The organism is Streptomyces sp. NBC_01537 (assembly GCF_045040445.1).
GTDB lineage: Bacteria > Actinomycetota > Actinomycetes > Streptomycetales > Streptomycetaceae > Actinacidiphila.
Window position 1 is genome coordinate 7,821,292 of record NZ_CP109392.1, and the last position, 25,992, is coordinate 7,847,283.

Genomic DNA, 25,992 nt, shown 5'->3' on the forward strand with positions numbered 1-25,992 from the left:
CGGAGCGGGGCGCCGTGGCCGGAACCGGGCGGCAGGCCTCGGAGCCGGAGCGGCCGGGGGAGCGGTGGGGGCGGCGGATGATGTCACACGCTCACACCCTGGCGCTGGGCGATCTGCTTGGCCTGGCTGACCGCGTCCTTCCAGGCGTCGTCGGGCTTCTTGCCCGAGGACTCGATCTTGGTCAGCTCGGTGGCGTACGGGGCGTAGACGGCGGCGTCCGCCGGGGCCTCGTACGCGACCGGGATGTTGCTGGCCGCCGGACCGAAGACATCGATGATCTTCTGGCCGCCGAAGAAGGCGTCGCCGCCGGTCAGCGCCGGCAGCTTGTACGCGGCCGGGGCGGACGGGAAGAGCGCGGCGTCGGTGAAGCCACGGGCCTGGTTGTCCGCGTCGAGCAGCCAGGAGATGATCTTGAAGGCTTCCTCGGGGTTACGGCACTGCTTGGGCAGCGCCAGGAACGAACCGCCGTTGTTGGCCGGCCCGCCGGGCATCGGGGCCACCCGCCACTTGCCCTTGGTGGCCGGAGCCGCCTGCTCGATGTCCAGGGCGTGCCAGGCCGCGCCTATCTCGGTGCCCAGGATGCCGCCGCTGATGGCCTGGTTCCAGCTGGAGTCGTTGACCTTGGCGTCGATGCCCAGTGTGTAGGGGCGCACCGCGATGTTCCAGGCGGTCCGGATGTGGTCCTGGTCCCCGATGAACTTGTTGTTCTCGTCGATCATGCGCTTGGTGCCCTGGCCGACGGCGTTGCTGAAGACCGCGCTGATGTTGTTGACCAGGAAGGTCTTCGGCAGCGCCTTGTGCAGCTCGGTGCCCAGCGCGAACCAGTCCTCCCAGGTCTTGACCTCCGCCGCGACCTTGTCGGGGTCGGTGGGCAGCCCGGCCTTGGCGAACAGGTCCTCGCGGTAGTACATCGCGGTCGGGCCGATGTCGATCGGGAAGCCGATCTGCTTGCCGTCCTTGGTCTGGGCGAGCTTGGTCTTCCACTCCAGGTACTGCGAGGAGATCTTCTTGAAGCCCAGGTCGTTGAGGTCCAGGAAGCGGCTCGCGTTGGGCAGGAAGGACGCCATGTCCTCGCCCTTGATGCCGGTGATGTCGGGGATGCCCACGCCGCCGGCGATCGTCGTCAGCAGCTTGGTCTTGAACTCGCCGCCGATCTGCGCGGACTTCAGCGTCACGTCGGTGAAGTGCGTCTTGGCGTCCGCGACGACCTTGTCGCTCAGGCCGCCGCCCCAGTACCACAGGTTGAGGTTCTTGCCGTTCTTGGTGCCGCCGCTGCTCGAGCCGGAGGTACCGCACGCGGCGGTCATGCCGGCGGCGGCAGCGGTCAGCGCGGCCGCCTGCAGAAATCGTCTGCGTGAAACATCCACAGTAGCTCTCCTACTTTTCGTGCTGTACGAGCGGTTCGAGGTCATCCAGGAACGGCGCGGCGGCCGCTCCGCCGATCCGCTGTACTGACAGCGAGGCGGCGAGGTTGGCGAAGCGCAGCCGCTCGGCGAGCGGCCGGCCGGAAAGGGTGGCCGCGACCAGCGCGGCGCCGAAGACATCCCCGGCGCCGGTGCTGTCCAGGGCCGGTACGTCGAGTCCGCCGACTTCGGCGCGCTCGCCGGTCGTACGGTCCACAGCGATCGCCCCGTCGCCGCCGAGGGTGACCACGGCGAGCGGTACGAGCGCGCTGAGCACCTCCAGAGCGGCGTACGGGGAGTCCTTGCCGGTGTAGGCCATGGCTTCGACATCGTTGGGGAGGAAGGCATGGCAGTCGGAGAGCTGGGCGAGAATCGCCTCGCCGTGACGCTCGGCCTGTTCCCAGCCGGCGTCGGCGAAGACCATGGTGCCCGCGTCGGCAGCCTTGCGTATCCAGTCCTGCGGCTCGGGTCCGAGGTGGACCACGGCCGCGCGGGCCGGTGGCGGGGTGCCGATCAGCTCGTCGGGCGTCTGCGGCGGGGGCCGGCCGTGGGTGACCAGGGCGCGGTCGCCGTCGTAGGCGAGGGAGACGGTAACGGGGGTCGGCCAGTCGGGGTAGGTCCGTGAGCGGGACAGATCGATGTCCTCGGCATGCGTGAGCTGCTCCCGGCAGTACTCGCCGGCGACATCGTCGCCGAAGGCTGCCGCGAGGGATACGCGCAGGCCGAGCCGGCTCAGCGCCACCGCGAAGTTCGCGATGCCGCCGGGGCTGTAGCCGATGTCCTTCGTCCAGACCTCGGTGCCCGGCGTCGGAGCATGCTCCAGGCCGGTGAAGCCGATGTCGTAGAAGAGCAAACCGGACAGAAAGACGTCCATGCGACCTTTCCTCTCAAGGAGAGGCGGGAATTACGCAGGAGTTTGCACCCCGAGCAGAGTTTTGACAATAGTCGCTCAGAAAAATGCGTGACTCTGCTCGACTTTGAAGGGTATGGTCAGCGCATGCTTCCCGACCGACGCCATGAGCTGATCCTCCGGGCCCTGCGCTCGGACGGTCCCACCACCGTCACCGTGCTCGCCGAGCTCCTCGGTGCCAGCCAGGCGACGATCCGGCGCGACCTCCTGCAGCTGGAGGAGGAGGGCCTGCTCAAGCGCGTCTACGGTGGAGCGGTTCCGGTCATCGGCGAGGACGACCCCTTCACCGACGTCGCCGGGGTACGGGTCGAGGCCAAGGACGAGCTCGCCGCCTGGTGCGCACAGTTCGTCCGCGACGGCGAGACCGTGCTGCTCGACATCGGCACCACCGCTCACCGGGTGGCCCGGCAGCTTCATGGCCGCGCCCTCACGGTCATCACCAGCAATCTTGCCGTGTACGAGGAGCTCCAGGACGACAAGGAGATCCAGCTCATACTGCTCGGCGGCGTCGTCAGGCGTGACTACCGCTCCCTTGTGGGCTTTCTCACCGAGGACAACCTCCGCCAGGTCCGCGCCGACGTGCTCTTCCTCGGCACGAGCGGCGTGCGGCCCGACGGCCAGGTGCTGGACACCACGGCCGTGGAGGTACCGGTCAAGCGGGCCATGATCGCCGCCAGCGACAAGGTGGTGCTGGTCGCCGACGCCGCGAAGTTCCCCGGCACCGGCATGGCCCGGGTCTGCGGACCCGAGGATCTGGACGTCGTCGTGACCAACGCGCCGGCGGACGCCAAGACCCGTGCCTCGCTGAACGAGGCGGGGGTCGAGGTGATCGAGGTGCCGGCCGACCTCCCCCCTGGATAACCCGGCGCCCCTGGGTGACCCAGCACCCCACTCCGTTACCCCACCACCCCCACAGCTCGGCATCGCGAGGTGTATCCCCATGAAACTCACGATTCTCGGCGGCGGCGGCTTCCGCGTCCCGCTCGTCTACCGTGCCCTCCTCGCTGACCGTGCCGAGGGCCGCGTCACCCATGTGACCCTGCACGACCTGGACCCGGCACGCCTGGACGCCATCGTCAAAGTGCTCCGGCAGCAGGCCGACGGACAGTCCGACGCGCCTGTGGTCACCGTCACCACCGATCTCGACGAGGCCGTGACCGGCGCGGACTTCGTCTTCTCCGCCATCCGCGTCGGCGGCCTCGCCGGTCGCGTGATCGACGAGCGCGTCGCCCTGGACCAGGGCGTGCTCGGCCAGGAGACCGTCGGCGCGGGCGGCATCTCGTACGCGCTCCGCACGATCCCCGTTGCCATCGACATCGCCCAGCGCATCGCCCGGCTCGCCCCCGACGCCTGGGTCATCAACTTCACCAACCCCGCCGGCATGGTCACCGAGGCCATGTCCCGGCACCTCGGCGACCGGGTCATCGGCATCTGCGACTCCCCGGTGGGCCTGGGCAAGCGGGTCGCCCGCGCGCTCGGCATCGACCCCGAGCGCGCCTGGCTGGACTACGCGGGCCTGAACCACCTCGGGTGGCTCCGCGGAATCTGGGTCGACGGCGTCGACCACCTGCCCCGGCTGCTCGCCGACGAGGACGCGCTGACCTCCTTCGAGGAGGGCAAGCTGTTCGGCGCGGACTGGCTGCGCACCCTGGGCGCGGTGCCCAACGAATACCTGCACCACTACTACTTCAACCGCGAGTCCGTCGCCGCCGCCCAGGCGGCCGAGCACACCCGCGGCGCCTTCCTCCTCGACCAGCAGCAGCGCTTCTACGAGCGCATGCAGACCCCCGGCACCCCGCCTTTCGCCCTGTGGGACGCCACCCGCCTGGAGCGCGAGGCCACCTACGGAGCCGATGTCCGCGAGGCCTCCGGCGTCGGCGAGCGCGACTCCTGCGACCTGGAGTCCGGCGGCTACGAGCTGGTCGCCCTCGCCCTGATGCGGGCCATCGCCCTCGACGAGCGCACCACCCTGATCCTCAACGTACGCAGCCGGGGCGCCCTGCCGCCCCTGGACGCCGACGCCGTGGTCGAGGTGCCCTGCCACGTGGACGCCAACGGCGCCCGCCCCATCACCGGCGAACCGCTGCCCGACCACGCCATCGGCCTGGTCACCTCGGTCAAGGCCGTCGAGCGGGCCGTCATCCACGCCGCGACCACCGGGGAACGGGCGGCCGCGCTGAGAGCCTTCGCCCTGCACCCGCTGATCGACTCCGTCGCCGTCGCACAGCGGCTGCTCGACGGTTACCGCAAGCACGTACCCGCCCTTGCCTATCTCCGGGACTGAGTGGACTAGCCATGCATGACGACCGCAAGCAGGTGGAAGCCCGCCTCGAACGAGCACTGGAGCAGCGGATCCGCCCCGCGGTGTACGCCGCGTCGGTGCCGCTGACCCTCACCGCCTGGCACGTCCCCGACGAGCCGGTCCCGGTGGCCGAGGCGCTGGCCGCCGACTACGGCGACTTCTCCGTCGGCGAGCGCTGGGGACGGCCCTGGTCCACCACCTGGTTCCGCGCCGTCGGCGAGGTCCCCGCCGACTGGGCCGGCAAGCGCGTCGAGGCGGTCTTCGACCTCGGCTTCGTCGGCGACTGGCCGGGCAACCAGGCCGAGGCCCTGGTCTACGACGCCGCCGGGCACCCGGTGAAGGGCATCGAGCCGCAGAACCAGTACGTGCCGGTCGCCAAGGCGGCGGACGGCGGCGAGCGGGTGGAGTTCCTGCTCGAAGCAGCCGCCAACCCCGACATCCTCGCCAAGGGCTTCCTCCCCACCCCCTTCGGCGACAAGCTCACCGCCCCGCCCGAGCCGATCTACACCTTCGGCCGCGCCGACCTCGCGATCCTCGACGAGAACGTCTGGCACCTCGTCCTGGACATCGAGGTCGCCGGCGAGCTGATGCGCGAGCTGGCCATGACCGACGCCCGCCGCCACGAACTGCTCCGCGCACTGGAGCGGATGCTCGACGTCCTCGACATCACCGATGTCGCGGGAACCGCCGCGGCCGCGCGGGCCGAACTGGCCGACGTCCTGTCCCGGCCCGCCCACGCCAGCGCCCACACCCTGTCCTCCGTGGGCCACGCCCACATCGACAGCGCCTGGCTCTGGCCCCTGCGCGAGACCGTACGCAAGACCTCCCGCACCTTCTCCAACGTCACGGCCCTGGCCGCCGACTACCCCGACTTCGTCTTCGCCTGCTCCCAGGCCCAGCAGTACGCTTGGGCCAAGGAGCACTACCCCGAGGTCTACGCCCGGATGCGCGAGGCCGCCAAGGCCGGCAACTGGGTCCCCGTCGGCGGCATGTGGGTCGAGGCCGACGGCAACCTGCCCGGCGGCGAGGCCCTGGCCCGTCAGCTCGTCCACGGCAAGCGCTTCTTCGCCGACGAGTTCGGCGTCGAATGCGAGGGCGTCTGGCTGCCCGACTCCTTCGGTTACACCGGCGCGTACCCGCAGCTGGCCAAGCTCGCCGGCATGCACTGGTTCCTGACCCAGAAGATCTCCTGGAACCAGACCAACAAGATGCCCCACCACACCTTCTGGTGGGAGGGCATCGACGGCAGCCGGGTCTTCACCCACTTCCCGCCCGTCGACACCTACAACGCGGTCTTCTCCGGTGAGGAGATGGCCCACGCCGCCCGCAACTACGCGGACAAGGGGGGCGGGCAGCGCTCTCTCGTCCCGTTCGGCCACGGAGACGGCGGCGGCGGCCCCACCCGCGAGATGATGGAGAAGGCCCGCCGCCTGCGGGACCTGGAGGGCTCGCCCAAGGTCGTCATCCAGGACCCCAACCTGTTCTTCCGCGACGCCCAGGCCGAATACCCCGACGCCCCCGTCTGGACGGGCGAGCTCTACCTCGAGCTCCACCGCGCCACCTACACCAGCCAGGCCCGCACCAAGTCCGGCAACCGCCGCAGCGAACACCTCCTGCGCGAGGCCGAGCTCTGGGCCGCCACGGCCGCCCTCCGCGCGGGCCACCCGTACCCGTACGAGGACCTGGACCGGCTCTGGAAGACGGTGCTGCTGCACCAGTTCCACGACATCCTGCCGGGCAGTTCCATCGCCTGGGTGCACCGCGAGGCCGAGGCCACGTACGCCCGGGTGAAGGAAGAGCTGGAGGGCATCATCGGGGACGCGGCACGCGTCCTGTCCGGGACGGCCGAGGCGCAGCCCACGGCGTGGGTGCTCAACGCGGGGCCCCGTGCGCGCACGGAGGTCGTCGCCGTACCGGCCGAGCTGGCGAGCCCCGGAGGCGTGGGCCAGCCCCTGGCAAACGGCTCCGTCGCCGTCTACGCGACCGTCCCGGCGTCAGGGGCCGCACCCCTGATCACCGCACAGCCGCTGCTTCCAGTCACCGTCACCGACCGCGTCCTCGACAACGGCCTGGTCCGCGTCACCCTGGACGACGACGGCCTCTTCGCCTCCGTAAGGGACCTGGAGGCCGACCGCGAGGTCCTCGCCCCCGGCGAACGCGGCAACCTGCTGCGCCTGCACACGGACCTGCCGAACGAGTGGGACGCCTGGGACATCGACCGGCACTACAAGCGGCAGTACACCGACCTGACCGCCGTGGACTCGATCACCGTCGCGGAGAGCGGCCCGCTGCTCGGTGCGATCCGGGTGACGCGGTCCTTCGGGGAGTCCACGATCACGCAGATCATCAGGCTGCGAGCCGGAAGCCCCCGGATCGACATCGAGACCGAGATCGACTGGCACGAGACGGAGAAGATCCTCAAAGCGGCCTTCCCGCTCGACGTGCACGCCGACCGCTCGGCCGCCGAGATCCAGTTCGGCCACGTGTTCCGCCCGACGCACACCAACACCAGCTGGGAGGCGGCCCGCTTCGAGGTCTTCTGCCACCGCTGGGTGCACGTGGCGGAGGCCGGCTACGGGGTGGCGGTCCTCAACGACTCGACGTACGGCCATGACGTGAGCCGCACCGCCCGCCCGGAGGACGGCGGCACCACGACGACCCTGCGCCTCAGCCTCGTGCGGGCCCCCCGCTGCCCCGACCCGGCCGCGGACCAGGGCAAGCACAGGATGACGTACTCGCTGCTGCCGGGCGCGTCCGTCGCGGACGCCGTCGAGGGCGGCTACGCGCTCAACCTGCCGCTGCGGGTCGTGGACGGCACGGCCGCCGAGCCCACCGCCCCGCTGGCGACGCTCGACGGCCAGGCCGCCGCCATCGAGGCGGTCAAGCTGGCCGACGACCGCTCCGGCGACGTGATCGTCCGGCTCTACGAATCCCTGGGCGGCCGGGCCGCGACGACCCTGCGCCCCGGCTTCCCCGTGGCGCACGCCCAGGTCACCGACCTGCTGGAGCGGCCGATGGCCGACGAGCAGCCGATCGAGCCGGACGCGGACGGCGGCATCGCGGTGAACCTGCGGCCGTTCCAGGTCCTCACCCTGCGGCTCACGCCGGGCACGCCGTGCGCGTAGCCACGCTCAACATCTGGTGCCGGCGCGGCCCCTGGGCCGACCGGCTCCAGCTGATCCGCGCCGGTATCCGGTACCTGGCCCCGGATGTCCTCGCTCTCCAGGAGGTCATCCGGGACCGGGACGGCTGCCAGGCCCACGAACTGGCCGCCGGGCTCGGCTACCACGTGGCCTACGCCCCGGCGGCCGGCCGGCAGGGCAACGCGCTGCTCAGCCGGCACCCCGTCGTGGCCCAGTACACCCTCCCGCTCCCCGGCGCCGACCGCGCCGAACCGCGCTCCCTGCTCTGCGCTCGCCTGGCCACCCCGGGCGGCGAACTACCGGTCTACGTAACCCACTTGGCCTGGAAGGCGAACGAGAGCGAGCTCCGCCAGGAGCAGGTGCGTTTCATCACGGAACACGTCGAGAAGGAAGCACCCGAGGGAACCGCCGTCCTCGCCGGGGACTTCAACGCCTGCCCCGGCGCCCCCGAGATCACCCAGCTCACCACCACCGGGTGGACCGATGCGTGGGCCCACGCGGGCGACGGCACCGACGGCCACACCTTCGACCGCGCCAACGACTACGCCCGAGAATGGGACGAACCCGATCAGCGCCTCGACTACCTGTTCGTCCGCGAGGGAAGCCTCACACCGCGCTCCACGAGGCTTGCCTTCGCCGACCCCCACGACGGCGTCTGGCCGTCGGACCACTTCGGTGTCATGACCGACCTTCGCTGAAGGGACACCCCCACCCCATGTCGCCGCTCCCCTGGGACTCCCCGGAAACCACCCGCTGGCGTGCTCTGCCGATGCACGCCGTGGTCCGTCCGTCCGCCGACCGCCTCCCGCTCGACGGCCGTTGGCGCTTCCAGCTGCTCCCCACGCCGCAGGCCCCGCTCGCCGACCGCTGGACGCACCTCGACGTCCCCGGCTGCTGGACCATGCAGGACTTCGACGACCTCCACGGTGTCGGCGACCTCCCTCAGTACACCAACGTCCAGATGCCCTGGCCCGAGCTTCCGCCGCACGTACCCGCCGCCAATCCCACCGGCGTGCACGAGCGGGACTTCGACATCCCGGGGGAGTGGGCGGGCCGCCGCATCGTGCTGCACATCGGCGCCGCCGAGAGCGTCGTCATCGCCGAGGTCAACGGCACCCCCGTCGGCCACGGCAAGGACTCCCACCTGGCGGGCGAGTTCGACATCACGGCCGCCTCCCGCCCCGGCGAGCGCAACACCGTACGCCTCACCGTCGTCAAATGGTCCGACGCCACCTACCTGGAGGACCAGGACCAGTGGTGGCACGGCGGCATCACCCGCCCGGTCTTCCTCTACGCGACCGACCCGCTGCACCTGGCCGATGTGAAGGTCACGGCGACCGCCGAGGGCAGCCTCGAGGTGTTTCTCCAGATCCGCACCACCGAGCGCGTACTCCCGGACGGCTGGACCGTCTCCGGCATGCTGCACACCGCCGACGGCTTCGCCGAACTGGCCGCCGCCCTCGGCGACCCGGCCGACCCGGACCGGATCTCGGACTTCCTCGGCGAGGCCCGCCTGACCGCCTGCATACCCGGCATACGCCCCTGGACGGCCGAGACCCCGCACCTCCACGACCTCACCGTCCGGCTGCACCACCCCGACGGGACGATCGCCGACGAGTCGCGGCAGCGCATCGGCTTCCGTACGGTCGAGATCGCCGGGGCCGACCTCCTCCTCAACGGCGTACGCGTCTACATCCGGGGCGTAAACCGGCACGACTTCCACCCCCTCACCGGCCGTGTCGTCACCCCCGACGACATGCGCGCCGACCTGCACCTGCTCAAGGCGCACAACTTCAACGCCATCCGCACCTCGCACTACCCGCCCGACCCCGCCCTCCTCGACCTCGCCGACGAACTCGGCTTCTACGTGGTCGACGAGGCCGACATCGAGACCCATGACCACGCCCACGAGATCGCCGACGACCCCCGCTATCTCGCCGCGTTCACCGACCGGGTCTCGCGCATGGCGCTGCGCGACAAGAACCACCCCAGCGTCATCATCTGGTCGCTGGGCAACGAGAGCGACTACGGCGCCAACCACGACGCGGCCGCGGGCTGGCTGCGCCGCTACGACCCCACCCGCCCCGTCCAGTACGAGGGCGCCATCAAGGACGGCCGCTGGGACTCGCCGCAGACCGCGAGCGACATCGTCTGCCCCATGTACGCCTCCATCGAGCAGATCACGGCCCACCGGCACACCAAGCCGCTGATCCTGTGCGAGTACTCGCACGCCATGGGCAACAGCAACGGCACCCTGGCCGAGTACTGGCAGGCCATCGAGTCGACGCCGGGTCTGCAGGGCGGCTTCATCTGGGAGTTCTGGGACCACGGCATCCTGCAGCGGACCGGCGACGGCCGCCCCGCCGGACCGGCCGCCCCCGACGGCGCGTACGCCGACGGCGTCACCGCCCCCGGCTACCGCTGGGCCTACGGCGGCGACTTCGGCGACACCCCCAACGACGGCAACTTCTGCGCCGACGGCCTGGTCTTCCCCGACCGCACCCCCAAGCCCGCCATGGCCGAGCACCGCGAACTCGCCGCCCCGCTACGGCTGGAGCTCACCGGCGACGGCCAGGTCCTGGTCCACAACCGTCAGCACTTCCGCGACCTGTCCTGGCTCGCCGCCGAGTGGCACGCCGTCGAATGCCACGGCGGCGTCTGGACCGCCCCCGCCCGCCTCCCGCAGCTCGCCCCCGGCGCCGGTGCGCCGATCGCCCTGCCCAGCAACCTGCTCCCGCACGGCGAACTCCGCCTCACCCTGCGCGTCACCACCGCCACCGACCTGCCCTGGGCCCCGGCCGGCACCCTCGTCTGCAGCCCGCAGATCGTGCTCCGCGAGGACCGCCGCGACCTGCTCACCCGCTCCGGCGCGAGCCTGGGCGAAGGCCCGGTGGCCCTGGATGCCGACGGCCTCCTCGTCCACCCGCTCCTCGCCGCCCCGCCCACCCTCAGCCTCTGGCGTGCCCCCACCGACAACGACCGCTGGGGCGGTATCGCGGCCCGCTGGCAGGAACAGGGCCTGGACGTGCTGGAGCGCAAGCCGGTCGCGGCCGAGCGGGAGGGCGCCGGCATGGTCGTCCGATCCGTGTACGTCACCGGCGCGGGCGCCGTCATCCGCCACGAACAGGTCATCACCCCGCTGCGGGACGGCCTGCTCATCGAGGAGACGGCGGTGATCCCCGACACCCTCGGCGACCTTCCCCGCGTCGGCACCGTCCTGGAGACCGTCCCCGGCCTCGACACCCTCGACTGGTACGGCCAGGGCCCCGGCGAGACCTACCCCGACCGCCGCGCCTCCGACCCCGTGGGCCACCACCGCGCGCCGGTGGACGACCTGTTCACCCCCTACCTGCGCCCCCAGGAGAGCGGCGGCCGCCACGGCGTCCACCACCTCACCCTCACCGGCCCGGCCGGCTCCCTCGCCGTCCACCTCGACGCCCCCCGCCAGGTCAGCGTCACCCGCCACCGCGCCACCGACCTCGCCGCCGCCACCCACCACGACGCCCTCACCCCCCGCCCCGGCTGCGTCCTCCACCTCGACGCCGCCCACCGAGGCCTCGGCACCGCCTCCTGCGGCCCCGACACCCTGCCCGCGTATCTGGTCGGGCCGGGTACCTACCGCTGGTCGTGGACCCTGCGCTGACCGGTCCAATCCTCCACGCCGCCCTCGCGGGCGCTTCTCCCCCAAGCACTTCGTGCAGGGGGTACCCCCACTTCGGGGCGGCTGTCGCCGGACTCCGTCCGTCGTCAGTACGTCACGAAGATCCGCTGTTCCGGACCGTCGATCCGGACCCGGCCGCCGTACGGCATGACGACGCGGGGGTCGGTGTGGCCGAGGTCCACGTCGAGGACGGCGAGCGTGTCGGGCGCGTACTCGGCGAGCGCGCGCAGGACCGCCTGGTGCTGCCCGGCGGCGTAGCGCTCCCGCTCGGCGGCGGCCAGCGGGGCCTCGAAGGACCAGGTCTGGGGCCGGCCCATCAGGAGCGCCGGGAACCGGGCGAGCAGCCCGCGCTCGCCCATGTTGCGCAGGGTGCGGTAGACCTCCTCGCCGCTGGGCATCTCCTCGGAGGTCTCCAGGAAGAGCACGCAGCCCTCGTACTCCCGCGCCGGAAGGATCTCGCGGTCGGCCATCATCAGCCAGCCGACGATCTCCAGACAGCCGCCCCAGCTCACGCCCTCCACCACCCGGTCGGCGTTGTGCCAGATCCAGCCCCCGGCCTGCTCCATCGCGGGTTCCGACTCGAACGTGGCGGGGTCCTCCCACCGCCCGGAGACGTACCGGGTCTCGCCGGGCGAGGTCAGCTCGTACTCCTCGCCCGAACCGAACACCGCCGCGCGCAGCGAACTCCGGGTCAGCGGGTGCATCGCGCCGGGCCGCCCGAACTCCGCCATCACCGCGCCGCCGTAGTAACCCACGATCCCCGAATTCCACAGGTGCGCAAGGACGTTGGTGTTGTCGCTCCACCCGAAGAACGGCTTCGGGTTCGCCCGGATCAGCTCCCGGTCCAGATGCCGCAGCACGGTGATCTGGTCATCCCCGCCGATACTCGTGAACACCGCCCTGATCGCCGGATCCGCGAACGCCGCGTTAATGTCGGCCGCCCGCTCCTGCGGGCTCGCACCCATCCGCCGGGTCGTCGCGTACTCCACCGGCACGAGCCCGAAATCCTCCGTCAGACGCCGCAGCCCGGTCTCGAACGGCTGCGGGAACAAGGCGGGCAGCCCGGCCCCCGGCGACAGGACCGCGACGCGGTCACCGGGACGGGGCTTGGCGGGATACTCGGGCTTTGTCATGCGCCGGATGCTACGGACCCGGTCACCGGCCCGACCACCGGGTTTCTGCCAGGAACTCAGGCCTAGGCCGCTTCTGATGGATCTCCGTGGCGTCGCGTGCCCTGGCACCAGCGCTCGCGGCGTTGCCGGAGCGCCCACAGGAAACCACCCTGTGGGCGCTCCGGCGCCTTGCGATCACAGGCACCAGACCCCGCTCCTTCACCCACGGAGACCCATCAGAAACGGCCTAGTCAGTCCGGTGCGGGGTGAAGGTCACGCGTGTGTCGTCATCGTCGAGGGCGATGTTGAGCGAGGCGTCCAACGCCTTGGCCAGTTTGGCGAGGAGAGGCAGGGTGGGGACGGTGCCGGAGCCTTCGATGCGCGAGATCTTCGCCTGGGTCAGCCCGGCACGGGCAGCCAGCTCGCTCTGGGTCAGCGCGAGCTCGGTACGGCGCTCGTACACGGCTTTCGCGAGGGCCATGGACAGTCGGATCTCGTGACGGGCCTCCGCGACGTCTTCGGGCTCGGTGAAGCCCTCGGTCAGCTTCCGCTCGCGCAGGGTCTTCCAGCGGCTGTGGCTCATCGCTCGGCCTCGCTTTCCTCGATGATGCGGACGAACTCCACGTGTGCCGGGCCGTGTTCGGCTTCGCAGATCTTCTGGGCCAGCTTGGCGCGCCTGACCTCGGCCTCCTCCCGCATCCTCGTCTTCCGGAAGACGGTCAGCAGGATGGCGGTGCGGTTGGGGGTGGGGACGCGTGCTGCTCCGCTACGCGGACGCGCGCCGCACCAGCTCCGTCGGCAGGATGACCGCAGACGCCTCCTCACCGGCGATGCGGGCCAGCAGCACCCGCACCATCTCGCTGCTGATGCGGTCAAAGGGCTGACGGATCGTCGTGAGCGGCGGCCGGGTGCCCAGAGCCGCGGGCGAGTCGTCGAAGCCGCCGACCGCGACGTCCTCCGGGACGCGGCGGCCCGCGACCTCAAGTGCCGCGAGGGCGCCCTGGGCCATGAGGTCGGAGGCGACGAAGACCGCGTCCAGGTCGGGGGCACGGGCGAGGAGCGCGGCCATCGAGGCCTCGCCGCTGGCGCGGCTGTAGTCGCCCTCGGCGATGAGGCGGTCGTCGGCTTCGAGGCCGGCGGCGGTCAGCTCCTCGCGGTAGCCGGCGAGGCGCTGGACGCCGCCGGGGGTGTCGAGGGGGCCGGTGATCATGGCGATGCGGCGGCGGCCGGCGGCGGTGAGGTGGCGGACCATCTGGTGGGCGCCGCCGCGCTCGTCGACGGCCACGTAGGCGATGGCGCGGCTCTGCCCGAGCGGCTCGCCGCAGGCCACGACCGGCACACCGGCCTTCTCCAGCCGCTCGGCCATCGGGTTGCCGGAGTGGCTGGAGACCAGGAGGACGCCGTCGACGTGGCCGCCGGTGATGTAGCGGCTTATCCGCCGCCGCTCGGCCTCGTTGCCGGCGATCATCAGCAGGAGGGGGATGTCGTGGGCGGCCAGGGCCTGGGTGCAGCCGCGCAGCAGGACGTTGAAGTTCGGGTCCTCGAAGAAGCGCTCCTGCGGCTCGGTGAGCAGGAAACCCACCGAGTCGGAGCGGCCGGTGATCAGGCTGCGGGCATGCCGGTTGACGACGTACCCGGTCTTGCGGATCGCGGCGTTGACCGCGTCGAGCGCCGCCGGGCTGACGTTGTGCCCGCCGTTGAGCACGCGGGAGACGGTGCCGCGGGATACACCCGCCTCGCGTGCCACGTCGTGGATCGTGGGCGGGCGACGTCGTTCTGTGCGAGGCATACGGCGCTTTCTCTCAGGGCTGTCTTGCTTCAGGACTTTACGGCTCCGGAGAGCAGATCCAGGCTCCAGAACCGCTGAATGACCAGGAACAGCGCGATCAACGGCACGATCGCCAGCATCGCCCCTGTGATGACCAGTGTGTAGAGGGCGGGGGCGGACGCACCCTGCTGGAGCAGCGTGTACAGGCCCAGCGTGACCGGGAACTTCTCGTCGTCGCCCAGCATGATGAAGGGCAGAAGGAAGTTGTTCCAGATGGCCACGAACTGGAACAGGAAGACCGTCACCAGCCCCGGGATCATCATCGGCAGCCCGATCCGCGAGAAGATCCCCCACTCCCGGGCCCCGTCCATCCGGGCGGCCTCCACGACGTCGTCGGGGATGGCGGCGGCCGCGTAGATCCGGGCCAGATAGATCCCGTACGGGGACAGGATGCTCGGCAGCAGCACGGACAGGTAGCTGTCGGCCAGGTCGGCCTTGGCCATCAGCAGGTACTGCGGGATGGCCAGGATGACCGGGGGCATCAGCACGCCGGTGAGCAGCACGTTGAAGATCGTCTCGCGGCCCCGGAAGCGGTACTTGGCGAGCGCGTAGCCGCTCAGCGCGGAGACCGCGGTGGAGAGCAGGGCGCCCAGGCCCGCGTAGAAGAGGGAGTTCAGCATCCACTGCCAGTAGACGCCGTCCCGGTACGCCGACAGCTCCTTGACGTTGTCCGCGAGCCCGCTGCCGGGGAGGAAGGTGAACGTCGAGAACAGCTCGCTGCTGCTCTTGGTCGACGCCACCAGCACCCACGCCACCGGCAGCAGGCAGTACGCCGCGCCGAGCAGCAGCACGACGGTCGGTATCAGCCCGAGGCGGCGCAGGCCCCGGCGGGGGGCGGTGTCGGAGGCCGTACGCACCTCGGGGCGGGCGACTGCGGTGGCGCTCATCAGGAGGCTCCCTGGTCGGTGCGGGAGTTGGCGGCCTTGAGGAAGCCGAAGGACAGGACGAGGGTGACGACGGCTATGACGACCGAGGTCGCGGCGGCCGAGTAGATGTCACCCCGGACGAAGGCGTCCTGGTAGACCTTCATCAGCGGGCTCCAGGTCGTGGAGATGGCGTTGGTCAGCGGCTTGAGAGTGGTCGGCTCGCTGAAGACCTGGAAGGTCGCGATGACGGAGAAGAAGAAGGTCAGGACGAGGGCGGGGGCCACGGTCGGGATCTTGATGCGGAGCGCGATCTGGAGCTCTGAGGCACCGTCGATGCGGGCCGCCTCGTAGATGTCGGGGGAGATCGCCCGCAGCGAGGTGTAGATCACGATCATGTTGAAGCCGGTGCCGCCCCACACCGCGATGTTCGCGAGCGAGCCGAACAGCAGCCCGCTGGAGAACAGGTCCGGCTCCGGCAGGCCCATCTTGTCGAGCAGGTACGTGAACGGGCTGACGGTCGGGAGGTAGAGGAAGCCCCAGAGCAGCGCCGCCACGACGCCCGGCACGGCGTACGGCAGGAAGATCGCGAGGCGGGAGAAGCCGCCGGCCCGGGTGTTCTTGCTGTCCAGCATGAGGGCGAAGAGCAGAGCGAGGCCCAGCATGGTCGGTACGACGATGGCGCCGTAGCCGAGGATGCGGAGCGCTCCTGCGAACAGCTCGTGGTCGCTGAGGACGCCCGTGTAGTTGGACAGCCCGGCCCAGACCTCGTGCCGAGCGTTCTTGCCCAGGCCCAGGCCCTTGATCTCCACCTTGCGCAGGCTGAGATAGACCGCGTAGCCGATCGGGAGGGCGAAGATCAGCGCGAAGAGGATGCCGGCGGGGGCGAGGAAGCCGTATGGCGCTACGCGCGGCCCGGAGGGGCGGCCACGCTTACGGGGGCGGACGGTCGCCGTTGCCATGGGTGACTCGTTTCGGTTTCGTTGTCGGGTGCGGGTCCTGAACGCCCTGCGGGCGTGTCCTCAATCGCCGGACGGGCTGATTATCAGCCCGTCCGGCGATTGAGGACCGGGGTCTGGGGTGGGGGTACCTCCCAGGCGAAGCTCTGGGGGAGAGCCCCAGCGGGTCCGGGCGGAGCCCGGTTTCGGGAAGGGGCGGGGTGGGGGAGAGACCCTAGCCGACGGTGAAGCCCTGCTTCTTCAGGTCTGCGACGGTGGTCGAGTCCATCGAGTCCAGGGCCGACGTGAAGTCGGTCTTGTTCTGCGCGGCCTTGCCGAAGGCGTCCTTGAAGGCGCTGTACGCGACATTCACGTTCGGGCCCCACGCACCGGCCGCCGTGGTCTTGGCGATGGCGGCGGCGTCCGTGTAGAAGGTCGGCTGGTTGGAGAAGAACTCCGGCGCCGTGGACAGCGCGCTGCCCGTCTGGGCGGTGGTGGCGGCCGGGTAGATGCCGCCGTTCTTCACCAGGGCGGCGACGGCCTCCGGGTCGGTGTTCAGCCAGGTGGCGAACTTCGCGGCCGCGGCCTTGTGCTTGGAGTCGGTGGTGATGCCCGTCGTGGAGCCACCCCAACTGCCGGTCTTGTTCTCGCCGGCCGACCACTGGGGGAGCGGGGCCATGGCCCACTTGCCCTTGGTGTCGGGGGCGGCGGTGGTCAGGACACCGGGGGCCCAGACGGCGCTGACCCAGGCGATCTGGGTGCCGGTGTTGAGGGCCTTGTTCCAGGCGGGGGTGTACATCGGCTGGTTGTCGATGGCGCCCTCCTTGACCAGGCCGCCCCAGAAGTCGGCGACCTTCTTGGAGGCGGCGTCGTCGATGCCGACGTTCCACTTGTCGCCGCTGGTGGTCCACCACTTGGCGCCGGCCTGCTGGGCCAGGCCCGCGAAGAGGCCGGGGTCGCCGCTGGAGAAGGTGGTGAGGGACTTCTTGCTGTCCTTCTTCTTCAGGGCGCGGGCGGTGGCGGCGAAGTCGTCCCACGTCTTGGGGACGCTCAGGCCGTACTTCTTGAACAGGTCCTGGCGGTAGTAGAACATCAGCGGGCCGGTGTCCTGCGGGATCGCGTAGAGCGCGTCGGAGCCGAGGGTGACCTGCTGCCACACGCCGGCCGCGAACTCGGACTTCGCGCTGCCGGCCTCGGAGCTTATGTCGGCGAGGACGTCATTGCTGACCAGGGTGGGCAGCACCTGGAACTCGGCCTGCACCAGGTCGGGGGCCTTGTGGGCCTTGGACGCGGTGATGATCTTGGTGACCAGGTCGTCGCCGGACGCCTGCTTCTTCACCGTGACCTTGATGTTCGGGTTCTTCTTGTTCCAGATGTCGACGACCTTGTCGAGGCCGGGCGCCCAGGCCCAGTACGTAAGGCTGACCGGACCGGTGTCCTCGGCCTTCGGGGTGCTGTCCGAGCTGCTGCTGCAACCCGCGAGGAGGGCCGCGCCGAGAACGGCGACCGTGGCCTTGGCGATGAGTGAGTTACGCATGGGCTCGCTTCCCTGACAAGGGCGGCCGCGTCGGTGCGGCTGCCATCCATGCACTGTGAGCGTTCACAGTAGAGAAACTTTCCGGACACTTGTCAATGCTTGTTGCCATGCGGTTATCTAGGCCGAGTCGCCGATCACGCGACTGTGCACGTTCCCAACATCATCCAGGAGTTCCCATGCTGTCTCGCGTCGGTCGCCTCGCCTACGGCGGCGACTACAACCCCGAGCAGTGGCCCGAGGAGGTCTGGCAGGAGGACGTGCGGCTCATGCGTGAGGCCGGCGTCACGGTGGTCAGCGTCGGGATCTTCTCCTGGGCCCTGCTGGAGCCCGAGCCGGGTGTGTACGACTTCGGCTGGCTCGACCGCGTCATCGAATTGCTGCACGTCAACGGCATCCGCGTCGACCTCGGCACCCCCACCGTCGTGCCGCCCGCCTGGTTCTACGCGGCCCACCCCGAGGCCCTGCCGGTCTCCCGTGAGGGGGTCCGCTACGGGTTCGGGTCGCGCGGTGCGATCTGCCACAGCTCGGCCGCGTACCGGCGGGCCGCGGCCGGTATCACCGAGCAGCTCGCGCGGCGCTACGGGAGCCACCCGGCGGTCGCGCTGTGGCACGTGCACAACGAGTACGGCGTCCCTGTCTCGGCCTGTTACTGCGATGCGTCGGTGGCTGAATTCCGCCAGTGGTTGCAGATTCGTTATGGGACCCTGGGCGCCCTCAACGAAGCCTGGGGCACCGCCTTCTGGGGCCAGCGCTACACCGACTGGGCGCACATCGACGCCCCCCGGATCACCCCGACCGTCGCCAACCCGGCGCAGCAGCTGGACTTCACACGCTTCACGGACGAGACGATCCGGGGAAATTTCATAGCAGAACGTGACATACTTCACAGGCTCGCCCCCGGCATCCCGGTCACCACCAACTTCATGACCGCGCTCAGCCAGTGCGACTCCATGGACTACTGGGCCTGGGGCAAGGCGGTCGACGTGGTCACCAACGACCACTACCTGATCACCGACGGCCGCCGCACCCACGTCAACCTCGCCATGGCCGCCGACCTCACCCGCTCCGTCGCCGGCGGCGACCCCTGGCTCCTCCTCGAACACTCACCCAGCGGCATCAACTGGCAGCGCCGCAACCCCGTCAAGCGCCCCGGCGAGATGGCCCGCAACAGCCTCGGCCACGTCGCCCGGGGCAGCGACGGCGCGATGTTCTTCCAGTGGCGGCAGTCCCGCTACGGCGCCGAGAAGTTCCACTCCGCGATGCTCCCGCACGCCGGCACCGACAGCCGCGTCTGGCGTGAGGTCGTCCGGCTCGGCGCCGACATCGGCGCCCTCACCGAGATCGCCGGCAGCCGGACCGTCGCCGACGCCGCCGTCCTGTGGGACTGGCAGTCCTGGTGGGCCCAGAAGCTCGAATGGCGGCCCAGCCAGGACAACGACGCCCGCGAGCGCGCCGACAGCTTCTACGAGACCCTGTACGACCGGCACCTGACCGTCGACTTCGCCCACCCGGAAGCCGACCTGTCGGCCTATCCGCTGGTCGTCGTCCCGGCGCTGTACCTGGCCACCGAGGCGGCGGGCCGCAACCTGCGCTCGTACGTCGAAGGCGGCGGCACGCTGGTCGTCTCGTACTTCTCCGGCATCGTCGACGAGCACGACACCGTCCACCCGGGCCCCGTCCCGGGCGCTCTGCGCGACGTACTCGGCCTCACCGTCGAGGAGTTCGCCCCCCTGCTCGACGGCGAGCGGGTCCGTATCGAGGCCGCCGACGGCTCCGAGCTGGCCGGGGACCTGTGGGCGGAGTTCGTCGAGCTGAACGGCGCCGAGCCGGTGTGGACGTACGCCGACGGCCCCGCCGCCGGCCGCCCCGCCGTCACCCGGCACGAGCTGGGGCAGGGCACGGCCTGGTACGTGTCGACCCGGCTCGGCGCGGCGGAGCTGGACGCGGTCATCGCCGCCGCGGCCGGCGACGCCGGGATCGCCCCGCGCGACGACCTGCCGCGCGACGTGGAGGTCGTCCGGCGGACCGGCGAGCACGGCTCCTACGTCTTCGTCATCAACCACACCGGCACCGAGGCCAAGGTCCCGGTCGGCGCCTCCGGCACAGAGCTGATCACCGGCGAGCGCTTCGCCGGGGTCCTCGCCGTGCCGCCGGGCGCGGTGCGTGTCGTTGGCACGGACAGCTAGTGCGGTGACCGGAATGGTGCACCGGGTCCGTCCTCAATCGCCGGACGGGCTGAACTCAGCCCGTCCGGCGATTGAGGACAAAGCGCAGCCGGCGGCTGCGCAACCCGGCGAACGTTCGCGGTCACCGCAGTAGCAGCCCGCACAGACTCCGGCCGGGCGCCCTGGGGACACTTGGCCCCGGCCGGCAAAGGGGCGGCGCGCAGCTGAGGGGCGGCGCCGCCCCGCTCTACTCCATGGCTTCATCGAAATGGCACCATCGAAGGGACAACGATGTTCCGTCTCAGACCCACCTTCACCCGGGCCCTTGCCCGTGCCCTGGCGCTGCCGGTGGTCGCGGCCATCGGGCTGGCCCTCATACAGGCACCGCCCGCGGCCGCCGCAAGCACGCTCACCAACGGCGGCTTCGAGTCCGACGGCGCCGGCACCGCCACCCCCACCGGCTGGTCCACCTACTCCGCGGCCGGCCAGAACAGCGCCTCGTACACCGAGGCCGGTGGCCACGCCGGCTCGTACCGGCTCACCCACTACTCGTCCTCGGCCTACAAGGTCGAGACGTACCAGTACCTGTCGGGCCTGACCAACGGCAACTACACCCTCACCGCCTGGGTCCGCTCCGGCGGCGGCCAGAACTCCGCGTACATCGCGCTGAAGAACTGTGGCAGCACCGACCAGCGCACGGACCTCCCCGTCAGCTCCAGCTCCTGGGTCCGGATCGTCACCTCGATCGCCGTGACCAACAACCAGTGCACGATCAGCATCAACTCCGATGCCAACGCGGGCAACTGGATCAACGTCGACGACCTCACCTTCGCCTCCGGCTCCACCGGGCTGTCGATCAAGGGCGCCGACATCTCCTCCCTCGCCAAGAGCGAGGCCAAGGGCGGCGTCTACAAGACCACCTCCGGCACGACCGGCGACGCCCTCGCGATCCTGAAGTCCGCGGGCATGAACTACGCCCGCCTCAAGGTCTGGGTCAACCCGGCCGACGGCTACAACAACAAGGCCCGCGTCCTGGCGATGGCCACCCGCATCAAGGCCCAGGGCATGAAGCTGCTCGTGGACTTCCACTACAGCGACACCTGGGCCGACCCCGGCGCCCAGGCCAAGCCCGCCGCCTGGTCCGGTCACACCTACAGCCAGCTCAAGACCGACGTCTACAACCACACATACGACGTCCTCAACGCCCTCAAGGCCCAGGGCACGACCGCCGACATGGTCCAGATCGGCAACGAGATCAATGCCGGCATGCTCTTCTCCGAGGGCTCGACCTCCAACTGGTCCCAGCTCGCCGGGCTCCTCAACTCCGGCTACAGCGCCACCAAGGCGGTCTCCTCCAGCACCCTGGTCGCCCTGCACCTGGCCAACGCCGGCGACGACTCGGCCGTGCGTACGTGGTTCGACAACGCCGCCTCCAACGGCGTCAACTACGACGTGATCGGCCTGTCGTACTACGGCTACTGGCACGGCTCGCTCGCCTCCGCCCAGACGACCCTGGACGACGTCGCCTCGCGGTACAGCAAGCCCGTCTTCATCGCCGAGACGGCCTACCCCTTCCGTCTCGACAGCGAGGACTCCTTCACCAACATCATCGACACGAGCGCCGAACTGGTCACCGGCTACCCGGCAACGCAGGCCGGCCAGGCCGCCTGGTTCCGTGACGTGATGAACATCGTCGAGGCCGTCCCCAACGGCCGTGGCCTCGGCGTCTTCTACTGGGAAGCCACGTGGAGCGCGGTCACCGGCAACGGCTGGGACCCCACCGACGCCACGTCCGGCAACGGCTGGGAGAACCAGGCGCTGTTCGACTACAGCGACAAGGCGACCTCCGCGATGAGCTGGTTCAGCCACCGCTAGCGCGTTGCGCGAGGCCGGTCACTGCCTGCGGGTTGTGGCCGGCCGATCGCTCCGTTCTCCCCCAGCCTCCGGCCGGGGGGACCCCCACGCGCCCCTGAACTACCCCGGGTTGGGGGTAGGCCGCTCGCCTGAGGCGGAGCGGGCCGGCCCAACCCGGCCACGGACCGCAGGTCGTCCACGCACGCCACCCACTTACCGCCCACGCCTCGAACGGACACCCCATGCTCCCTTCCAGACGCACCCTCCTGGCCGCAGGCGCGGCCATCCCGCTGACCTTCGCCGCCTCCGGCGGCATCGGCACCGCGTACGCGGCCGACGCTGCCGGGGCGACCCTCGTCAACGGTGACTTCGAAGCCGACGGCACCGGCACGGCCACCCCCGCCGGGTGGACCACCCGCAACGCCCCGGGCCAGGACAACGCCTCGTACACCGAGGCCGGCGGCCACTCCGGCTCGTACCGCCTGTCCCACTGGTCGGCGGCCGCGTACAAGACGGAGACCTACCAGGAGGTCACCGGCCTGGCCAACGGCCACTACACCCTGACCGCCTGGGTCCGCTCCTCCGGTGGCCAGAACGCGGCCTACCTCGCCCTGAACACCCGGGCGCATGCCGAGCAGCGCACCGACCTGCCGCCCACCTCCAACGGCGGCTGGGTGCGGCTCGTCACCTCCGTACGGGTGACCCACCACCGGCTCACGGTCAGCGTCGTCTCGGACGCCAACGCCGGGAACTGGATCAACGTCGACGACGTGACCCTCACCCCCGGCACCACCGGCCTCACCATCAAGGGCGGCGACATCTCCTCCCTCGCCAAGAGCGAGGCCCTCGGCGGCGTCTACCGCTACAGCGACGGCCGACGCGGCGACGCCGTGCAGATCCTCGCCTCCGCCGGGATGAACTACGCCCGCCTCAAGGTCTGGGTCGACCCCGCCGACGGCTACAACGACAAGGCCCACATCCTGTCCATGGCCAGGCGCATCAAGGCCCAGGGCATGAAGCTGCTCGTCGACTTCCACTACTCCGACGCGTGGGCCGACCCGGGCAAGCAGAACAAGCCCGCAGCCTGGGCCGACGACACCTTCGCCCAGCTCAAGGCCGACGTCTACAACCACACGTACGACGTGCTGAGCGCGCTGAAGCGCCAGGGCACCAAGGCCGACATGGTCCAGATCGGCAACGAGATCAACGGCGGCCTGCTGTGGCCAGACGGCCGCTGGGACAACTGGCCGGGCCTGGCCGCGCTCCTCACCTCCGGCGCCGAGGCCGCCAAGGCGGTGAGCCGGTCCACCCAGGTCGCCCTCCACCTCGCCAACGCCGGGGACGACGGCGGCGCCCGCTGGTTCTTCGACAACGTCGTCTCGTACGGCGTGCCCTTCGACGTGATCGGCCTGTCGTACTACGGCTACTGGCACGGCTTCCTCAACGACCTCCAGACCACCCTGGACGACATGGTGGCCCGCTACGACAAGCCCGTCTTCGTCGCCGAGACCGCCTACGCCTTCACCCTCGGCACCGACGACGCCCTGGAGAACATCATCGACACGGCCACCGAGCTGGTCTCCGGCTACCCCGCGACCCCCGCCGGTCAGGCGGCCAACCTCCGCGACATCATGAACGTCGTCGAGGCCGTCCCCAACGGCCGTGGCCTGGGCATCTTCTACTGGGAGCCCGCGTGGACCGCCGTGACGGGCAACGGCTGGGACCCGGCCGACGCGTCGTCCGGCAACGCCTGGGAGAACCAGGCGCTGTTCGACTACGACAACAAGGCGCTGCCCGCGATGCGGTGGTTCAGCCACCGCTAGCGACCGCTCAGAGGTGACGCGTGGCCATCGTCAGCCGGTCCCGCGCGTCGAGGAGCGCGTCCTTGATCAGCTGCTCGTGTGCCGGGGTCAGCCTGGCCACCGGCACCGAGCAGCTGATCGCGTCCCGGGCGGGGGTGCGGTACGGGATGGCGACGCCGAAGCAGCGCAGGCCGAGCGTGTTCTCCTCGCGGTCGACCGCGTAGCCCTGCTCGCGGATCTGCCGGAGTTCGAGGATCAGCTTCTCGCGGTCGGTGCGGGTGTGCTCGGTCAGCTGGTCCAGGGTCTCGGGGAGCAGCTTGCGGACCTGCTCGTCGGTGTACGTCGCCAGCAGGGCCTTGCCCAGGGAGGTGGAGTGGGCGGGCAGCCGCCGGCCGACCCGGGTGAAGGGCCGCAGGTAGTGCTGGGACTGGCGGGTGGCGAGGTAGACCACGTTCGTGCCGTCGAGCCGGGCCAGGTGGATGGTCTCGCCGGTGTCGTCGGCGAGCCGGTCCAGGGTGGGGCGGGCGGCGGCGACGACCTCGTCGCCGTCGATGTAGGACGTGCCGACGAGCAGGGCCCGCACCCCGATGCCGTAGCGTGTGCCCGTGGCGTCGGTCTCGATCCAGCCGAGCTCGACGAGGGTGCGGAGCAGCATGTAGAGGCTGGACTTGGGATATCCGACCGCTTCCTGGACGGTGGCGAGGCTGTGCATGCCCGGGCGTCCGGCGAAGAACTCCAGCAGCTCGACGGTCCGGACCGCCGACTTGACCTGAGCTCCGCCGACCTCGTCAGCAGCCATCCTGGGACCCCTCTTGTTCGGCCGGGACGCCCGGACGTAGGCTCCGAGCGTATTCAAAATTGCGGACGTTGTTCAGCATATCGAACATGACGAAGAGAAAGCTCGGAGGTACCCGCGGTGGCTGTACCAGTGTGGAGTGTGGATCCCCGTACCGGGAAGCAGCGGGAGCAGGTAGCAGTCGAAGCGACCGCCCAGGAGATCGACGAGGTCGTACGGGCGGCTGCCGCCGCCGTGCCGGCGCTCGCCGACCGGGCCGTGCGCGCCCGGCTGCTGCGCACCGCCGCCGACTTCCTGGAGGAGGCCGGGCCGCGCATCCTGGAGGCCGCCGACGCGGAGACCGCGCTCGGTCCCGTACGGCTCGGCGGCGAGCTCGGCCGTACGACCTACCAGCTGCGGGCCTTCGCGGACAGCGTCGACGAGGGCGCCTTCCTCGACGTGATCATCGACCACGCGGACGGCTCGCTCGCGCCCCCGCGCCCCGACCTGCGGCGCTACAAGATCCCGCTGGGCGTGGTGGCGGTCTACTCGGCCAGCAACTTCCCGCTCGCCTTCTCCGTCCCCGGCGGCGACACCGCCAGCGCGCTCGCGGCAGGCTGCCCGGTCGTCGTCAAGGCCCACCCCGACCACCCCGCGACCAGCGAGCTGTGCGCGGACGCGATCCGCCGGGCCGCCGTCTCCCTCGGCCTCCCGGCCGAGGTGCTGTCGGTGGTGCACGGCTTCGAGGCCGGCGTCGAGCTGATCAAGCACCCGCTGGTGTCGGCGGCCGGCTTCACCGGCTCCATCCGCGGCGGCCGTGCCCTCTTCGACGCGGCGGCCGCCCGGCCCGTCCCGATCCCCTTCCACGGCGAGCTGGGCTCGCTGAACCCGGTGGTCATCACCGAGGCCGCCGCCGAGGAGCGCGCCGAGCAGATCGGCGCGGGCCTGGCCGGATCCATGACGCTCGGCGTCGGCCAGTTCTGCGTCAAGCCGGGCCTGGTCTTCGCCCCCGAGGGCGAGGCGGGCGACCGCCTCCTGAAGTCCCTCGTCGGCACCGTGTCCGACGCGCCCGCGGGCACCCTCCTGGACGCCCGTATGCGGGACAACTTCATCGCCGGCGTACGCGAGCGGGCCGAACTGCCCGGCGTCGAGGCCCCGGTCGAGCCCGGCGACGGCGGCGAGCACCTGGTGCGCCCCGGCTTCGTCACCGTCCCCGCAGCCCGCCTCGCGGTGGAGGGCGGCGAGCACGACGCCCTGCTGGAGGAGTGCTTCGGGCCGGTCACCGTCGTCGCCCGCTACGCCGACCAGGGCGAGGTCGCCGCCGTACTCGGCCGCCTCCCCGGCAACCTCACCGCCACCGCCCACGTCGGCGAGGCCGAGGCCGCCGGCACCGACCCGGCCGGCGCCGAACTGCTGGCCCGCCTCACCCCGCTCGCCGGCCGCGTCCTGGTCAACGGCTGGCCCACCGGTGTGGCCGTCGCCCCGGCCCAGCACCACGGCGGCCCCTACCCGGCCACCACCTCCACCTCCACCTCCGTCGGCGGCACCGCCATCGAGCGCTGGCTCCGCCCCGTCGCCTACCAGGACACCCCCGAGGCCCTGCTCCCGCCCGAGCTCCGCGACGGCAACCCGCTGGGCCTGCCCCGCCGGGTGGACGGCGTCCGGGAGGCCTGACGGCAGCGCGTGTGCCAAAACGCCG

18 protein-coding genes are annotated in these 25,992 nt (G+C 70.9%); 9 read left to right on the plus strand and 9 right to left on the minus strand.

Features of this window, described 5'->3' with window-relative positions; translation table 11 throughout:
• Positions 1–83: 83 nt before the first annotated feature.
• Together OG607_RS35945 and OG607_RS35950 are read right to left on the minus strand one after the other, a co-directional pair.
• A complete protein-coding gene (locus OG607_RS35945) occupies positions 84–1,367 on the minus strand; it encodes an ABC transporter substrate-binding protein (RefSeq protein ID WP_405732586.1) in 1,284 nt (427 codons plus the stop codon).
• 10 nt (positions 1,368–1,377) lie between these two features.
• Positions 1,378–2,277, minus strand: coding sequence for a carbohydrate kinase family protein (locus OG607_RS35950; RefSeq protein WP_405732589.1), 900 nt, complete (start codon positions 2,275–2,277; stop codon positions 1,378–1,380).
• Positions 2,278–2,400: 123 nt separating this feature from the next.
• On the opposite strand from OG607_RS35950, the gene OG607_RS35955 reads away from it, so the two are divergent.
• The 5 genes from OG607_RS35955 to OG607_RS35975 all read left to right on the plus strand — a co-directional run bounded on the left by OG607_RS35955 (position 2,401) and on the right by OG607_RS35975 (position 11,401).
• Entirely contained in the window at positions 2,401–3,174 is a 774-nt protein-coding gene (locus tag OG607_RS35955; RefSeq protein WP_405732592.1) for a DeoR/GlpR family DNA-binding transcription regulator, read from the plus strand.
• A gap of 79 nt (positions 3,175–3,253) precedes the next feature.
• Positions 3,254–4,597, plus strand: coding sequence for a 6-phospho-beta-glucosidase (locus tag OG607_RS35960; protein ID WP_405732595.1), 1,344 nt, complete (start codon positions 3,254–3,256; stop codon positions 4,595–4,597).
• An 11-nt stretch (positions 4,598–4,608) separates the two neighbouring features.
• Complete coding sequence (locus OG607_RS35965; protein ID WP_405732598.1) at positions 4,609–7,740, plus strand: alpha-mannosidase; 3,132 nt, start codon at positions 4,609–4,611, stop codon at positions 7,738–7,740.
• Positions 7,731–8,456 carry an endonuclease/exonuclease/phosphatase family protein gene (locus OG607_RS35970; protein ID WP_405732601.1) on the plus strand — a complete coding sequence of 242 codons (726 nt, stop codon included), beginning with the start codon at positions 7,731–7,733 and terminating at the stop codon, positions 8,454–8,456. Before OG607_RS35965 ends, OG607_RS35970 begins: the two co-directional genes overlap by 10 nt.
• A 17-nt stretch (positions 8,457–8,473) precedes the next feature.
• Positions 8,474–11,401 (plus strand): glycoside hydrolase family 2 TIM barrel-domain containing protein, encoded by a 2,928-nt coding sequence (locus OG607_RS35975; protein WP_405732604.1) that lies wholly within the window; start codon positions 8,474–8,476, stop codon positions 11,399–11,401.
• Positions 11,402–11,505: 104 nt separating this feature from the next.
• On the opposite strand, the gene OG607_RS35980 is transcribed toward OG607_RS35975, so the two are convergent.
• The 6 genes from OG607_RS35980 to OG607_RS36005 form a co-directional block, all read right to left on the minus strand.
• Positions 11,506–12,552, minus strand: coding sequence for a S66 peptidase family protein (locus tag OG607_RS35980; protein ID WP_405732607.1), 1,047 nt, complete (start codon positions 12,550–12,552; stop codon positions 11,506–11,508).
• A gap of 226 nt (positions 12,553–12,778) precedes the next feature.
• Entirely contained in the window at positions 12,779–13,114 is a 336-nt protein-coding gene (locus OG607_RS35985; protein WP_405732610.1) for a helix-turn-helix domain-containing protein, read from the minus strand.
• Positions 13,115–13,297: 183 nt separating this feature from the next.
• The gene (locus OG607_RS35990) at positions 13,298–14,320 is read right to left on the minus strand and encodes a LacI family DNA-binding transcriptional regulator (protein ID WP_405732613.1); all 1,023 of its coding nucleotides are present in this window, start codon (positions 14,318–14,320) and stop codon (positions 13,298–13,300) included.
• A 29-nt stretch (positions 14,321–14,349) separates the two neighbouring features.
• Positions 14,350–15,246, minus strand: coding sequence for a carbohydrate ABC transporter permease (locus OG607_RS35995; protein WP_405732616.1), 897 nt, complete (start codon positions 15,244–15,246; stop codon positions 14,350–14,352).
• Positions 15,246–16,184, minus strand: coding sequence for a carbohydrate ABC transporter permease (locus tag OG607_RS36000; RefSeq protein ID WP_405732619.1), 939 nt, complete (start codon positions 16,182–16,184; stop codon positions 15,246–15,248). The genes OG607_RS35995 and OG607_RS36000 overlap by 1 nt, the downstream gene beginning before the upstream one ends.
• 211 nt (positions 16,185–16,395) lie before the next feature.
• A complete protein-coding gene (locus OG607_RS36005; RefSeq protein WP_405732622.1) occupies positions 16,396–17,697 on the minus strand; it encodes an ABC transporter substrate-binding protein in 1,302 nt (433 codons plus the stop codon).
• Positions 17,698–17,873: 176 nt separating this feature from the next.
• Between OG607_RS36005 and OG607_RS36010 the strand changes: the two genes are divergently transcribed.
• From OG607_RS36010 to OG607_RS36020, 3 genes are all read left to right on the plus strand, one after another.
• Complete coding sequence (locus tag OG607_RS36010) at positions 17,874–19,883, plus strand: beta-galactosidase (RefSeq protein ID WP_405732625.1); 2,010 nt, start codon at positions 17,874–17,876, stop codon at positions 19,881–19,883.
• A gap of 270 nt (positions 19,884–20,153) precedes the next feature.
• A complete protein-coding gene (locus tag OG607_RS36015) occupies positions 20,154–21,737 on the plus strand; it encodes an arabinogalactan endo-beta-1,4-galactanase (protein WP_405732628.1) in 1,584 nt (527 codons plus the stop codon).
• 221 nt (positions 21,738–21,958) lie between these two features.
• Entirely contained in the window at positions 21,959–23,539 is a 1,581-nt protein-coding gene (locus OG607_RS36020; protein ID WP_405732631.1) for a glycosyl hydrolase 53 family protein, read from the plus strand.
• 7 nt (positions 23,540–23,546) lie between these two features.
• On the opposite strand, the gene OG607_RS36025 is transcribed toward OG607_RS36020, so the two are convergent.
• A complete protein-coding gene (locus OG607_RS36025) occupies positions 23,547–24,317 on the minus strand; it encodes an IclR family transcriptional regulator (protein WP_405732634.1) in 771 nt (256 codons plus the stop codon).
• Between the two features lie 117 nt (positions 24,318–24,434).
• On the opposite strand from OG607_RS36025, the gene OG607_RS36030 reads away from it, so the two are divergent.
• Entirely contained in the window at positions 24,435–25,967 is a 1,533-nt protein-coding gene (locus OG607_RS36030; protein WP_405732637.1) for an aldehyde dehydrogenase (NADP(+)), read from the plus strand.
• Positions 25,968–25,992 lie beyond the last annotated feature (25 nt).